The sequence below is a fragment of the Streptococcus sp. D2 genome (assembly GCF_006385825.1).
GTDB classification, from domain to species: Bacteria; Bacillota; Bacilli; order Lactobacillales; family Streptococcaceae; genus Streptococcus; species Streptococcus shenyangsis.
Window position 1 is genome coordinate 22,736 of sequence record NZ_VFSI01000015.1, and the last position, 14,046, is coordinate 36,781.

Consider the following 14,046-nt stretch of genomic DNA (forward strand, 5'->3'; position numbering starts at 1 on the left):
CTAGTATGGGAGATAAACCGATATCTTTCCGAGATGTGGATGGCAATTTTGTTTCCGCCGCAGACGTTTGGAATGAAAAGAAATTGGAAGAACTATTTAATCGTCTCAATCCAAATCGTTCTTTGAGATTGGCACGAACTAAAAAAGACAATCCATCTTAAATACGTAAGATAAAACTCCAATTATCAGTCAAGTTAACTGTAAAAAATAGAATCTAAGATCGAGAAAGGGCAAAATTTGTCCTTTTTTTACTTATAAATTATAGTGTATTGAAATAGAATATGAACAAATTGATTAGGGAATTCAAATCAAATCTCTAACAAGGCTTTAGAAGTTGTGTTGTTTTATTCTAGATTCAAAAAACTACACTTTTTCTGTTAAAAAAGAATTTTTTTACAATAATGGTTGGTTATTTAGTTTATTTATGCTATAATAGGAACAATTATTTTTAGGAGGTGCAGCATGTCTTATTTGTTTGAGATATTACCGAGTTTATTGAGCGGTGCAAGCATGACTTTACAGGTGTTTGCACTGGTCTTTATTTTTTCTATTCCCTTGGGCGTTTTGATTGCCTTTGCCTTGCAAGTCCACTGGAATCCCCTCCATTATCTGATTAATATTTATATCTGGATTATGCGAGGCACACCCTTGCTCTTGCAATTAATCTTTATCTATTATGTGCTGCCAAGTATTGGGATTCGTTTGGACCGTCTTCCTGCGGCCATCATTGCCTTTGTTCTCAATTATGCGGCTTACTTTGCTGAAATCTTCCGTGGTGGGATTGATACTATCCCTAAAGGTCAATATGAGGCTGCTAAGGTCTTGAAGTTCAGTCCCTTTGCCACAGTTCGCTATATTATCTTGCCTCAGGTGACCAAGATTGTTCTTCCAAGTGTATTTAATGAGGTTATGAGTCTAGTCAAGGATACTTCTCTGGTTTATGCTCTAGGCATTTCAGATCTTATCTTGGCTAGTCGAACAGCTGCAAATCGTGATGCTAGTCTGGTTCCAATGTTCTTGGCAGGAGCCATTTACTTGATTTTGATTGGTATTGTGACCATTCTTGCCAAAAAAGTTGAGAAGAAGTACAGTTACTATAGATAGGAGGATGCCATGTTAGAATTACGAAATATCAATAAAGTCTTTGGTGAAAAGCAAATTTTATCTAATTTCAGTCTAAAAATTCCTGAAAAGCAAATCCTGGCTATCGTTGGGCCTTCTGGTGGAGGTAAGACAACTCTCTTACGTATGCTTGCGGGTCTTGAAACCATTGATTCAGGTCAAATTTTTTATAATGGAGAACCTTTAGAATTGGATGAACTGGAGAAACGAAATCTACTAGGATTTGTATTCCAAGATTTTCAACTTTTCCCTCATTTATCAGTTCTAGACAATTTGACCTTATCTTCTGTGAAAAACATGGGAATGAAGCAGGATGAGGCTGAGCAGAAGGCGCGAGGGCTTTTGGAACAGTTAGGACTAGCAGGGCACACAGATGCCTATCCTTTCTCATTATCTGGTGGGCAAAAGCAGCGGGTGGCCTTGGCGCGTGCTATGATGATTGACCCAGAAATCATTGGCTACGATGAACCAACTTCTGCTCTAGATCCAGAATTGCGCTTGGAAGTGGAAAAACTGATCTTGCAAAATAGGGAACTTGGGATGACGCAGATTGTGGTTACCCACGATTTACAATTCGCTGAAAATATCGCAGATCAGATTCTTAAGGTTGAGCCCAAGTAGGAGGTGCCGATGACTAATAAGAAAATTGCTTTAGTATTAGTTTCTCTCCTGATTCTCTTTTTAACGGCCTGTACTCAGAAGGTTAGTGATCCAAAGCAGGATAACTGGGATAAGTATCAAGAGCAGGGAACCATTACTATTGGTTTTGACAATACCTTTGTACCCATGGGTTTTGAAGAAAAGAATGGCCAATATACAGGCTTTGATATTGACTTAGCACAAGCAGTTTCTGAAAAATTAGGTTTCAAGGTTCAATTTCAGCCAATCGACTGGGATATGAAGGAGACAGAACTGCAAAATGGAACCATAGATGCCATCTGGAATGGCTATTCTGCCACTGATGAACGCCGAGAGAAGGTTGCCTTTAGCATTCCATATATGGAAAATCAGCAAGTTTTGGTTACGAAAAAAAGCCAGCAGATTCATTCAGTAGAGGATATGAAGGATAAGACCTTGGGTGCCCAAGCTGGGTCCTCTGGTTATCTTGACTTTGAGGCCCGGCCAGATTTACTGAAAAATCGTGTTAAAGACCAGAATGCCAATCAATACCAGAGTTTCAATGAAGCCTTGATTGATTTGAAAAATGATCGGATTGATGCCTTGTTGATTGACCGAGTGTATGCTAATTACTATCTTCAGTCTGAGGGGATATTAAATGACTATAATGTCTTTTCAGCTGGATTTGAAAGTGAATCTTTTGCTGTCGGTGTAAGACCTGCAGATAAAAAATTATTCCAAGCTTTAAACCAAGCTCTTGTTCAACTTTATAAAGAAGGTAAGTTCCAAGAAATCAGCGAAAAATGGTTTGGAGAAGATGTAGCAACCAAAGAAGTGAAAAGTAGAGATTGAGTTTTTACTCAGTCTCTTTTTGCATCAAAAAATCCTCTGGCAAGTACCAGAGGATAAGAGCTTATACTAAATGAAAATCAAAGAGCAAACTAGGAAGCTAGCCGCAGGCTGTACTTGAGTACGGTAAGGCAACGCTGACGTGGTTTGAATTTGATTTTCGAAGAGTATTATTTCATTGTTGGGAAGAGCAATACATCACGGATAGTGGTTGTATCAGTGAGGAGCATGCAGAGACGGTCGATACCGATACCCAAACCACCTGTTGGTGGCATACCGTATTCAAGGGCTTCGATATAGTCGTAGTCGATACCTGTCGCTTCATCGTCACCAAGCTCTTTGGCTTTAGCTTGGGCTTCAAAACGGCTAAGTTGATCGATTGGGTCGTTGAGTTCAGTAAAGGCATTACCGTACTCCTTAGTCATGATGAAGAGTTCGAAACGGTCAGTAAAGCGCTCATCTTCAGGATTTTTCTTAGCAAGTGGAGATACAGCTACTGGATGTCCATAGACAAAGGTTGGTTGGATTAAAGTTTCTTCAACAAACTCTTCAAAGAAGGCGTTGATAATGTGGCCAACTTCAGTGTAGTGTTTTTCAACAGGGACTTTCTTCTCAGCAGCGATAGCTTTGGCTTCTTCAAAAGTCATGTCTTTCCAGAAATCGACACCTGTAATTTCCTTGATAGCATCCACCATATGAACACGTTTAAATGGTTCATTGATTTTGATTTCAGTACCTTGATAGTTAACTGGACCATCGCCTTTAACTGATTTAGCAGCGTGTTGGATAATACCTTCAGTCAAGTCCATGATATCTTGGAAGTCTGCATAAGCTTGGTAAACTTCGATAGAAGTAAACTCAGGGTTATGAGTAGCATCCATTCCTTCGTTACGGAAGATACGGCCGATTTCATAGACACGCTCCATACCACCAACGATAAGGCGTTTTAAGTGAAGCTCAGTCGCGATACGAAGCACCATGTCAATGTTTTGAGCGTTGTGGTGAGTGATAAACGGACGAGCAGCAGCACCACCAGCTTCGTTATGAAGAACAGGTGTTTCCACTTCAAGGAATCCTTTTTGATCAAGGTAACGACGGATTTCAGAGATGATTTTTGAACGAGTAACAAAGCGTTCAAAGCTTTCACGGTTTGAAATCAAATCAAGGTAACGTTTACGGTAAATAGTTTCAACGTCTGTTAAACCGTGGAATTTCTCTGGAAGCGGACGAAGGGCTTTGGACAAGTGAGTGATATGTGTAGCCTTGATAGAGAGTTCTCCCATATCTGTACGCATCACTTCGCCTTCGACACCAAGGAAGTCTCCTAAGTCAGCCTTTTTAAAGATTTCGTAGTTTTCTTCACCGACAGCATCTTTACGAACGTAGATTTGAATCTGGCCTTCGCGGTCTTGAAGGTGGGCAAAACCTACTTTACCTTTACCACGTTTGGTTACCAAGCGTCCTGCGATAGTAGCTGTTTCGTTTTTATCATGTAATTGTTCTTTATCGAGATCAGCATATTTATCTTTTAATTCTTGTGAATTTGCAGTGCGTTCAAAGCGTTTTCCGAAAGGATCGATTCCTTGTTCACGGAGCGCAGCCATTTTTTCACGGCGAACGATCTGCTGGTCATTTAGTTCTTCCATATGTTCTGTTGACATGGGATCCTCCTAGTTTTACTCAAAATTGAATACGATGAGTCATTTTTTGCGATACTCCCATTTTATCATAAATATCCAAGAAATTCACGGATAATCTTTAAAAACTAAAAAGAACTTGACACTAAAATCAAGTTCTTTATTGATAAGAGGTATCATTCCACGTATCAAGAGTGAATTTTTCAAAATCATGGGTTTCTAAAATTGTTAGGCTGGCATTTGCTAGACCGCCATCTTTACGAAGAAGTGGCTCTTTATAACCTAGAAGAGTACGAAGACTGGCAGTAAGATTGGCGCCGTGACCGACAATTAGAATACGCTCAGCTGGACTATCTTTGAGTGATTTGATAAATTGGATGGTTCGTTGCGTGGTGCTATAAAGGGATTCAGCTCCGAACATTTGAGTGTCAAATTTAGCAAGATTAGATCGGAAAGCTTTGATTTGTTGCGGATAAATAGCTTCCAAGGTTGCAATTTTCAAACCTTCCAACTTACCCAGCTGCCATTCACGAAGATTAGGAACACTTTCTAAAGGACAGGGAGTCTGGAGTTGACTTTGGATAATCTCAGCAGATTTGATTGCTCGAGGTAAATCACTTGAATAAATTTGTTCAAAAGGAATCTCCTTGAGATACTGGCCAAGTTTTTTGAGGATGTCAATGGATTCAGGAAGTAGGGGAGAATCTCCACTAGCACCTTGAAAGCGTCCTTCCTGATTCCAGACTGTACGACCGTGGCGGACAAAGTAGAGTTTCATTACTTGCTGTCCTCCAAGATATCTTCAAAGTCAGCCTTTACAAAGCTAGCCAAGTCTTGTGGTGCGACGATAATGCTGTGACCAACTTCCCCAGCAGAGACAATCATTTGATCCAAGTCTAGGGCGATCTTATCGATAAAAATGGGGTAATTGTGTTTCTGACGAATGCCGACAGGATTATTGGCTCCATGAATATAACCTGTTGTTTTTTCCAAGTCTTTTTGAGGAATCATGCTCACTTTTTTATTGCCAGAAATTTTAGCTAGTTTCTTTTCAGACAAGTGTTGAGTGATGGGAACAATTCCGATAATCGGTCCTGTCTTATCTCCTAAAAGAGCCAAGGTTTTGAAAATCTGATCTCGTTCATAACCTTGCGGAAGTTCTCCTTCCAGAGCATTGATTTGAATTCCCTGATGTGAGATACCTGCTTTAGACAGGATTTGTTCCACCAATGTTTTTTTGATTTTAACTTTTTTTGCCATTATTTATACTTATCCTCCAATTGGCTCATCCAAATACCAAGCCAGATTCCCAAGGCAAAGAAGAAGGCGATGATGACATACCCAACAAGTGAAAGGCCTGTGTATTGGATGCTTTCAGCGTTTCCTGCATTTGGAATCAAGATCAAAAGGGTACTTGATAGGACGATCCCGATGATGAAATGATAGACGCGAGAGTGGTAGTTATTTAAGGCATAATCCATCAATTTTGAAAAAATGATGAGAGTTGCACCTGCTCCGATTCCAATCGGGAAGAAGGTTCCTAAGAGGTCAAAGGTTTTAAAACCAGTCAACATAGGAGCATAGAGTCCCAAAATCAAAAGTAGATTTGATGGACTGAGACCAGGAACCAATACTCCAAGAGCCAGTAGTGCACCTGCTAAAACAAAATTAAGAAAGCTGGCGCTTAAGGTTCCAACGACAAAATTTAAGGCATAGAGACCTAGTCCAGAAATGATAAAGGTGGCCCAGAACCAAGCTAAATCAATCTTGTCTCGGTCAGATTCTCGAGTTGATTCTTTTAGTAGGCTAGGAACAGTACCAATGATGGCCCCTGCAAAGCTCCATAAGACAAAGACCTGATAATTTTCAAGCAGGTATTCAATCGGATAAGAAAATAAGCCGATTCCCAGAAGCATACCGATGGCAACTGGAATAAAGTACAAAACATTTTCTTTGAAGTCTTTAAAGGGGTGGGCCAGAAAGCCAATCATTCGTTCATAAATCCCTAAGATTGCTGCTAGAACTCCTCCGGAAATTCCCGGTAGGATAAAACCAAGAGCAATCACAATCCCTTTAATAAGGCGTGCTAACCATGAGAGCATATTTTTCCTCCAACTATTTCTATTTCAAAAAATCCTTACTATATTGTATCACAATCAAACACAAAAGAAAAAGCAAATGATAAACAAATGCTTTTAAGGTTTTAAAAAGAGTTTTCTAAAAGTTTCTTCTTTGTTTTTTAAGGAAGAGATGACGTTGATATCCAAATCGTGATTAAAGCCAGCAATTTTTCCTTTAGAAGTGTACTGGTGGATGTCGTAATCTAAATCAGTTTTTGGAGTTGCCTCGTAGAATCCTGAGTCAGAACCATAGGACGGAATCCAAATAGAAGAAAATTTTGTAGTGTCAATACTGTGTTCTTCCATGAAATAGACACCAATGTAGATTCCGATATTTTTAGCACCTAGCGATTCTAGTTTTGCACGAAAGGCTTCAACACCTTCGTTCATATTAGACATGGTTTTTTCTTCCACGTCTAGCCAATAGTAACTAGGGCTGTATGGTGAAGATGCGTTATAGAATACTTCAGCGGCTTTTTCCATTTCTTGGACATTTTTTCCAGCTAAATAAGCATAGACACCAACTGGGACATTTCGTTTTTGAAACTCCGTGATATGGGTTTTAAAGGCCTTATCTACCCCATTAACAAAGGCAGCATCGTTCTCTTTGGACGTTTGAGCGCCACTATGGACGCGAACAATAGCTCCAGAAATGTTTTGGGACAGAGTATCGTAATTAATTTCCTCAGGACGCTGCCAACCAGAAACATCAATTACCGGTTTATCTATATTGTGTAGCGCTTGTGTTTCTACTTGCGCGATATTTGACTTTGTTTTTACAGGATGGTCCTCAAAACGAGGGCGATTCAGGATTAAAATGAAAATCATAATCCCAAAAAAACCAAATAAAATAAGCGGATTAATTTTCTTTCTCATATCTCATAATTTTACCTTAAAAATGAAAAAAAATCAAAAAAAATATTCAAAAAATGGGTCAAGAAAGGACTTTAGAGCATTTTTTCATTCAAGAGCGCGGAATGATTTGAAATATGGTATAATAAAAGGGAATTTCTAGAGAAAAGAGAAGATTATGTCAAATTATGCCATTATTTTAGCAGCGGGTAAAGGGACTCGCATGAAATCTGATTTGCCAAAAGTTTTGCACAAGGTTGCGGGCATTTCCATGTTGGAACATGTTTTCCGTAGTGTGGGAGCTATCCAACCTGAAAAGACAGTAACAGTTGTCGGACACAAGGCAGAATTGGTTGAGCAGGTCTTGGCTGGACAGACAGAATTTGTGACTCAATCTGAACAGTTAGGAACGGGTCATGCAGTTATGATGACAGAGCCTATTTTAGAAGGTTTATCAGGTCACACCTTGGTCATCGCAGGAGATACTCCTTTAATCACAGGTGAAAGCTTGAAAAACTTGATTGATTTCCACATCAATCATAAAAATGTGGCTACTATCTTGACTGCTGAAACAGATACTCCTTTCGGCTATGGACGAATTGTTCGTAATGATAATGCTGAAGTTCTTCGCATTGTTGAGCAGAAGGATGCTACAGATTTTGAAAAGCAAATCAAGGAAATCAACACTGGAACATACGTCTTTGACAACGAGCGTTTATTCGAGGCTTTGAAAAATATTAATACCAATAACGCTCAAGGTGAATATTATATTACAGATGTCATTGGCATTTTCCGTGAAGCTGGTGAAAAAGTTGGCGCTTATACTTTGAAAGATTTTGATGAGAGTCTTGGTGTAAATGACCGTGTAGCTCTTGCGACTGCTGAGTCGGTTATGCGTCGTCGCATCAATCATCAGCACATGGTCAATGGTGTTAGCTTTGTCAATCCAGAAGCAACTTATATCGATATTGATGTCGAGATCGCTCCTGAAGTTCAAATTGAAGCCAATGTTATCTTGAAGGGGCAAACGAAAATTGGTGCTGAGACTGTTTTGACAAATGGAACGTATGTAGTGGATAGCACTATCGGAGCAGGAGCTGTTATTACCAACTCTATGATTGAGGAAAGCAGTGTTGCAGACGGTGTGACAGTCGGTCCTTATGCCCACATTCGTCCAGGTTCAAGCCTAGCTGCCCAAGTTCATATTGGAAACTTTGTTGAGGTGAAAGGTTCTTCAATAGGTGAGAATACCAAGGCTGGTCATTTGACGTATATCGGAAACTGTGAAGTAGGTAGCAACGTTAATTTTGGTGCAGGAACCATTACAGTCAACTATGACGGCAAAAACAAATACAAGACAGTTATTGGCAACAATGTTTTTGTTGGTTCAAATTCAACCATTATTGCGCCAGTAGAACTTGGTGACAATTCCCTCGTTGGAGCTGGTTCAACTATTACTAAAGATGTTCCAGCGGATGCTATTGCTATTGGTCGTGGTCGTCAGGTCAACAAAGACGAATATGCAACACGCCTTCCTCATCATCCTAAGAATCAGTAGGAGCCTATCATGGAATTTGAAGAAAAAACGCTTAGCCGAAAAGAAATCTATCAAGGACCAATATTTAAACTGGTTCAAGATCAGGTTGAATTACCAGAAGGCAAAGGAGTTGCCCAACGGGATTTGATTTTCCATAACGGAGCTGTCTGTGTTTTAGCAGTAACGGATGAGAAAAAACTTATCTTGGTCAAGCAGTATCGCAAAGCTATCGAGGCTGTCTCTTACGAAATTCCAGCTGGAAAACTGGAAGTAGGAGAAAATACTGACCCTGTTGCAGCAGCTCTGCGTGAACTGGAGGAAGAAACATCCTATACAGGGAAATTAGAACTCTTGTACGATTTTTATTCAGCTATTGGCTTTTGTAATGAGAAGTTAAAACTATACCTAGCCAGCGATTTGACAAAGGTGGAAAATCCGCGTCCGCAGGATGAGGATGAAACCTTGGAAGTCCTTGAAGTGAGCCTAGAAGAAGCTAAGGAATTAATCCAATCAGGTCATATTTGTGATGCCAAGACAATTATGGCTGTTCAATATTGGGAATTGCACAAAAAATAGAGGAGGTTAGTATGGGTAAACCTTTATTAACGGATGAAATGATTGAAAGAGCTAATAGAGGCGAAAAAATTTCGGGTCCTCCTTTACTAGATGATGAGGAAACCAAGATTTTACCAACCTCTTCTTCCTATTTTGGTTATGCCAATCCAAAGGATCATGGTTTTAGCCAGGAAACCTTGAAGATTCAGGTCGAACCGTCTATTCATAAAAGCCGTCGCATTGAAAATACCAAGAGAAATATCTTCAATTCTAAATTGAATAAAATCTTATTTGCAGTCATCTTTCTCTTGATTTTGCTTGTCTTAGCAATGAAACTTTTGTAATAGAAAAGGAATTGAAATGAAAATAGGAATTATAGCTGCTATGCCAGAAGAACTGGCTTATCTGGTCCAGCATTTAGACAATGCCCAAGAGCAAATTGTTTTGGGGAATACCTATCATACAGGAACCATTGCTTCGCATGAAGTCGTTCTCGTAGAGAGTGGAATTGGTAAAGTCATGTCTGCTATGAGTGTGGCGATTTTGGCTGATCATTTCCAAGTGGATGCTTTGATTAACACAGGATCTGCTGGGGCAGTAGCAGAGGGTATTTCTGTTGGAGATGTTGTGATTGCTGACAAATTAGCCTATCATGACGTGGATGTTACAGCTTTTGGATATGCTTATGGACAAATGGCGCAACAACCGCTTTATTTCGAATCAGATAAAACTTTTGTTGCTAAAATCCAAGAAAGTTTATCTCGATTGGACCAAAAATGGCATCTTGGATTGATTGCTACAGGAGATAGTTTTGTTGCAGGAAATGATAAGATAGAAGCGATTAAGTCCCATTTCCCAGATGTTTTGGCTGTTGAGATGGAGGGGGCAGCTATTGCTCAGGCAGCGCATGCCCTTAATCTTCCAGTCTTAGTCATCCGAGCTATGAGTGATAATGCCAACCATGAAGCAAACATCTCTTTTGATGAGTTTATTATCGAAGCTGGACGTCGCTCTGCCCAAGTCTTATTAGCCTTTTTGAAGGCTTTAGATTAAGCGAAAATTTGACAGTTTTTCTAGCTTATGATAAGATTTAAGTAAAGAAAAGCTAGAAAACGTTTCAGAGGATATTATGAGTATTGAAATGACCGTCAGTGAGATTGCAGAGGTCTTAGGATTATCTCGCCAAGCAATCAATAACCGTGTCAAAGAATTACCAGAAGAAGACACAGATAAAAATGACAAAGGGGTAACAGTAGTTACTAGAAGCGGCTTGATTAAGCTAGAAGAAATCTATAAAAAAACGATTTTTGAAGATGAGCCTGTCAGTGAAGATGTCAAGCAACGTGAACTGATGGAGATTCTAGTTGATGAGAAGAATGCAGAAATTCTCCGTCTTTATGAACAATTAAAAGCCAAGGATCGTCAGCTATCAGAAAAAGATGAGCAGATGCGCATCAAAGACCGTCAGATTGCTGAGAAAGACAAACAACTAGATCAGCAGCAACAATTGACTCTTCAAGCCATGAAGGATCAAGAAAATCTCAAGCTAGAGCTGGACCAAGCAAAAGAAGAAGTCCAATCCACTAAGAAAGGCTTTTTTGCTCGTTTATTTGGAGGATAATCAAGGAGCTGTTTAGGTTAAATGCTAACCTGATGGCTTCTTTTGTTTCTAAATAGTATAGTTGCTCAAATAGAATAAGAAGAGAGATAGTAGAAGAGAGGTATAGAATGGAACGATTAGAAAGGTAGATCTGTATGATGAAGCTTTTGAACGTCGGAGTTCGGATTTACACGGTATTTCTAATCTCAAGTTGCAAACTGTTGCTTCATTTCTTGGATTTCAAGGTCAGTCTCATAATAGTTTAGAGGATGCACGGATGACAGCGCGTGTTTACGAGTCCTTCCTAGAGTCGGATCAAGCTAGAGAATTGTTAGAGACAGAAAGTAGTCTTTCAAACAATCCTTTTGGAGGCTTGGACTTGTCTCAATTATTTGACTAGGAGTGCCTATGAAACCTGAAAAACCTAAAAATCTAGGTTTTAAGCAGATATACTTTAATCTAGATAAAATACTTTTTCTATTTTTCTTGACTTTCATGATGATTGAGTTTGTCTGGTTACCATCAAATTCTTGGATTGCTGGACTTTTGCTCCGTCAGACAGGTTATCTCTTTCTATCCTACAACAATATTTTTGCCATTATAACGGGTTCTCCCTTTGTTAGTCTTGCTTTATTTATTCTGGTAATCGTTAATTTACTGATCGCCTATTACCAGATAGGACTTCTCTTTATTGGTGCTCGGCATTTATTATGTCATGAAAAGAGGACCTTGCTGGAGTACAGTCGCAAGGTCTTTCGACAAAGTTTCTTGTTTATGAAGCAAGTCACGCTTGCCAAGATAACCTTTATCTTCTTTTATGTCATGATGCTCTTTCCAGTGATTCGAAAGATTTTAAAGATTTACTACTTAAATAAAATTGTCATTCCGGACTTTATCGTTGATTATGTGGAAGACAAGTATTGGCTAGTAGGTATAGTGGTTACTATTCTAGCTTTACTTCTATTTTATATTTCAGTGCGTTTCATGTTTGCCCTACCTCAGCTTTTATTTGAGAAGAAGACAGTCAAAGAAGCAGTCAGATACAGTCTAGAGAAGACAAGAAAGCACTCCTGGTTTTATATTTGGAACTTGCTTTGGATTGTCGTCAAAACCTACCTATTTTTCATTCTTTTATTGATTCCAATATTAGCAAGTCAGGCACTGATGGATGGTCTGACACATAAGGAATCTCTTGTTCTGGGAATTATCAATTTTGTCTTGATTAAGAATTTTCATTATATAGCCTTGACTTACTTTCTTATTAAGTTTGTTTCCTTCTTAACGGGAGAAGAACTAGAAATTACACCAAGGAGAAAGAAAGACCACTGGATGAGATGGGGAGTGATGGGCTGTGCTTGTATCTTTTTCGCTCTTGAGGGTTATGTTTATTTAGAAGCTCCAGTAGCCAATAAACCTTTAATCATTTCTCACAGGGGAGTATCTAATAAGAATGGTGTGCAAAATACCGTCCAATCACTAGAAAAAACCGCTCAGTTATCTCCAGATTTCGTTGAGACAGATGTTCAGGAAACAAAAGATGGCCAGTTTGTCATGATGCATGATGCCAATATCAAGAATCTGACAGGAGTTAATGCCAATCCACAGGATCTAACTTTGAAAGAATTAACCAAACTTGATATTTCAGAAAATGGTTATCATAGCAAGGTGTCCAGTTTTGATGACTATCTCAATAAAGCCAATGAATTGCATCAAAAACTCCTCATTGAAATTAAAACCAGTCGAAAAGATAGTCCAGATATGATGAAACGATTTATGGAAAAATATGGAACGGTTCTTAAGCAGAATGGTCACCAAATGCAATCTTTAGACTACCATGTGATTGATCAGGTTCTAGCCTACGATTCTCAAATTCCAGTCTATTTCATCCTACCTTATAATAGTATCTTCCCAAGAACCAAGGCTACAGGTTATACCATGGAGTATTCAACTTTAGATGAAAATTTTGTCAACAAGCTTTGGAATACGGATCAGAAATTGTACGTTTGGACTATCAATAGTTCAGAGTCCTTTGATAAATCCGTTCATTTGGGAGCTGATGGCATGATAACGGATGACTTGGAAATGATTCAAGATCAAGTTACCATTGCCCAAGAAGACCCAGAGTATACTGAATTGCTTTTCAAACAGGCCATGGAATTCTTTAATTTTTAGTAAGCAAAAAACCACCTCTAAAATAGCAAAAAAACGAGCATTGTATCAGTTGGATATGCTCGTTTTATTATGCCATGGTTTATAATTGATACTCAATGAAAATCAAAGAGCAAACTAGGAAACTAGCCGCAAGCTATACTTGAGTACGGTAAGGCGATGCTGACGTGGTTTGAAGAGATTCTCGAAGAGTATGAAATAAGAATAAAACAGGAAGTAATGCCTATGAAGTGGTTGAACTAGGTTATTTATGTTAGATGTAAAAGGCTTACTAATTTCTGCATGAAGAAGAATTTCGAATATAAGGTGAATGAAAAATGGATCTTGCCCCCCTTGGGGCAGATGAGAGAGTATTGTTGGCGCGTGCAAAGTTTATGTTAGAGACAAATAAGTTATCACAACATAGCTAGGTTTCAATTTTATGAGTATGAATCTCATAAAATTGGTCAAGAAACTACCCTCTAAAACATCAATTATACAAAGAGAGACTGTGTAGTTTTATTTTTGAGTTAATTTTTTCTTAAATCAAGTGCTTACTGAGGATTGCTTTTATTTTCTGAAGTTGGAGTATTGGGTTGTTTTTCATTTTCAGTGGTAGCTTTACTTGGAGCAGGAGTAGTAGAGTCCTGAGTTGCTGTTTTCTGCTCTTCTTTTTTCTCTTCCTTGACACTAGATTGTGGTGTTTCTTCTTGCGGTGTTTTTTCTTGAGAAGTGTTATTTTCTTTATTGGGACGAGTGTTTTCCTGAGGGGCTTCCTTTTGAATTTCTTTGACAATTGTTGTCGTCTGGCTTGTCGTAGGTTCTTTTTTAGTATTTTTGTTATTATCCAAGGCGTTCATGATAGTGATACTTGCGGTAATCAAGCCAAGGATACTACCAATAGTAGCAACGGTTTTTTGAAAGACTGTAAAGCCTTTTTTGATGTGTTCTGTTTTTGGTTTTGAAGTTCTACGATAATTAGACATGCATTCTCTCCTTTAATTAAAA

General features: G+C 38.8%; 16 protein-coding genes and 1 pseudogene. 11 read left to right on the forward strand and 6 right to left on the reverse strand.

Going from position 1 to position 14,046, the window contains the following annotated elements:
* Nucleotides 1–5: 5 nt before the first annotated feature.
* The 4 genes from FJR73_RS08640 (at nt 6) to FJR73_RS08655 (ending at nt 2,592) form a co-directional block, all read left to right on the forward strand.
* Nucleotides 6–161: a hypothetical protein gene (locus tag FJR73_RS08640; protein WP_140834493.1), complete on the forward strand. Its 156-nt coding sequence runs from the start codon at nt 6–8 to the stop codon at nt 159–161.
* A gap of 301 nt (nt 162–462) precedes the next feature.
* Nucleotides 463–1,104 (forward strand): amino acid ABC transporter permease, encoded by a 642-nt coding sequence (locus tag FJR73_RS08645; protein WP_140834495.1) that lies wholly within the window; start codon nt 463–465, stop codon nt 1,102–1,104.
* Between the two features lie 9 nt (nt 1,105–1,113).
* On the forward strand, nt 1,114–1,743 hold the full coding sequence (locus FJR73_RS08650; protein ID WP_140834497.1) for an amino acid ABC transporter ATP-binding protein: 630 nt from the start codon (nt 1,114–1,116) through the stop codon (nt 1,741–1,743).
* A 9-nt stretch (nt 1,744–1,752) separates the two neighbouring features.
* A complete protein-coding gene (locus FJR73_RS08655) occupies nt 1,753–2,592 on the forward strand; it encodes an amino acid ABC transporter substrate-binding protein (protein WP_140834499.1) in 840 nt (279 codons plus the stop codon).
* A 167-nt stretch (nt 2,593–2,759) separates the two neighbouring features.
* Here FJR73_RS08655 and lysS read toward each other — a convergent pair whose 3' ends face one another.
* The 5 genes from lysS to FJR73_RS08685 form a co-directional block, all read right to left on the reverse strand.
* Nucleotides 2,760–4,250: a lysine--tRNA ligase gene (gene lysS, locus FJR73_RS08665; RefSeq protein ID WP_000102449.1), complete on the reverse strand. Its 1,491-nt coding sequence runs from the start codon at nt 4,248–4,250 to the stop codon at nt 2,760–2,762.
* A 136-nt stretch (nt 4,251–4,386) separates the two neighbouring features.
* Nucleotides 4,387–5,004 carry a histidine phosphatase family protein gene (locus tag FJR73_RS08670; protein WP_140834501.1) on the reverse strand — a complete coding sequence of 206 codons (618 nt, stop codon included), beginning with the start codon at nt 5,002–5,004 and terminating at the stop codon, nt 4,387–4,389.
* Nucleotides 5,004–5,486 carry an aminoacyl-tRNA deacylase gene (locus FJR73_RS08675; RefSeq protein WP_140834504.1) on the reverse strand — a complete coding sequence of 161 codons (483 nt, stop codon included), beginning with the start codon at nt 5,484–5,486 and terminating at the stop codon, nt 5,004–5,006. Before FJR73_RS08675 ends, FJR73_RS08670 begins: the two co-directional genes overlap by 1 nt.
* Nucleotides 5,486–6,328: a DUF368 domain-containing protein gene (locus FJR73_RS08680; protein WP_023937375.1), complete on the reverse strand. Its 843-nt coding sequence runs from the start codon at nt 6,326–6,328 to the stop codon at nt 5,486–5,488. Before FJR73_RS08680 ends, FJR73_RS08675 begins: the two co-directional genes overlap by 1 nt.
* Before the next feature lie 93 nt (nt 6,329–6,421).
* Nucleotides 6,422–7,222 carry a glycoside hydrolase family 25 protein gene (locus FJR73_RS08685; RefSeq protein ID WP_140834506.1) on the reverse strand — a complete coding sequence of 267 codons (801 nt, stop codon included), beginning with the start codon at nt 7,220–7,222 and terminating at the stop codon, nt 6,422–6,424.
* Nucleotides 7,223–7,376: 154 nt separating this feature from the next.
* On the opposite strand from FJR73_RS08685, the gene glmU reads away from it, so the two are divergent.
* The 7 genes and pseudogenes from glmU (at nt 7,377) to FJR73_RS08720 (ending at nt 13,062) form a co-directional block, all read left to right on the forward strand.
* Nucleotides 7,377–8,756: a bifunctional UDP-N-acetylglucosamine diphosphorylase/glucosamine-1-phosphate N-acetyltransferase GlmU gene (gene glmU / locus FJR73_RS08690; RefSeq protein WP_140834508.1), complete on the forward strand. Its 1,380-nt coding sequence runs from the start codon at nt 7,377–7,379 to the stop codon at nt 8,754–8,756.
* Between the two features lie 9 nt (nt 8,757–8,765).
* On the forward strand, nt 8,766–9,311 hold the full coding sequence (locus FJR73_RS08695; protein ID WP_061759823.1) for an NUDIX hydrolase: 546 nt from the start codon (nt 8,766–8,768) through the stop codon (nt 9,309–9,311).
* A gap of 11 nt (nt 9,312–9,322) precedes the next feature.
* Nucleotides 9,323–9,634, forward strand: coding sequence for a cell wall synthase accessory phosphoprotein MacP (gene macP / locus FJR73_RS08700; protein WP_061759824.1), 312 nt, complete (start codon nt 9,323–9,325; stop codon nt 9,632–9,634).
* Nucleotides 9,635–9,650: 16 nt separating this feature from the next.
* Nucleotides 9,651–10,343, forward strand: coding sequence for a 5'-methylthioadenosine/adenosylhomocysteine nucleosidase (locus tag FJR73_RS08705; protein ID WP_061759825.1), 693 nt, complete (start codon nt 9,651–9,653; stop codon nt 10,341–10,343).
* A gap of 76 nt (nt 10,344–10,419) precedes the next feature.
* A complete protein-coding gene (rocS, locus tag FJR73_RS08710) occupies nt 10,420–10,911 on the forward strand; it encodes a chromosome segregation protein RocS (protein ID WP_000021242.1) in 492 nt (163 codons plus the stop codon).
* A gap of 121 nt (nt 10,912–11,032) precedes the next feature.
* A pseudogene (locus FJR73_RS08715) lies at nt 11,033–11,290 on the forward strand (3'-5' exonuclease); the annotation flags it as partial.
* Between the two features lie 8 nt (nt 11,291–11,298).
* Nucleotides 11,299–13,062 (forward strand): glycerophosphoryl diester phosphodiesterase membrane domain-containing protein, encoded by a 1,764-nt coding sequence (locus FJR73_RS08720; RefSeq protein WP_140834509.1) that lies wholly within the window; start codon nt 11,299–11,301, stop codon nt 13,060–13,062.
* A 530-nt stretch (nt 13,063–13,592) separates the two neighbouring features.
* On the opposite strand, the gene FJR73_RS08725 is transcribed toward FJR73_RS08720, so the two are convergent.
* The gene (locus FJR73_RS08725) at nt 13,593–14,024 is read right to left on the reverse strand and encodes a DUF6556 family protein (RefSeq protein ID WP_140834511.1); all 432 of its coding nucleotides are present in this window, start codon (nt 14,022–14,024) and stop codon (nt 13,593–13,595) included.
* Between the last annotated feature and the right edge of the window lie 22 nt (nt 14,025–14,046).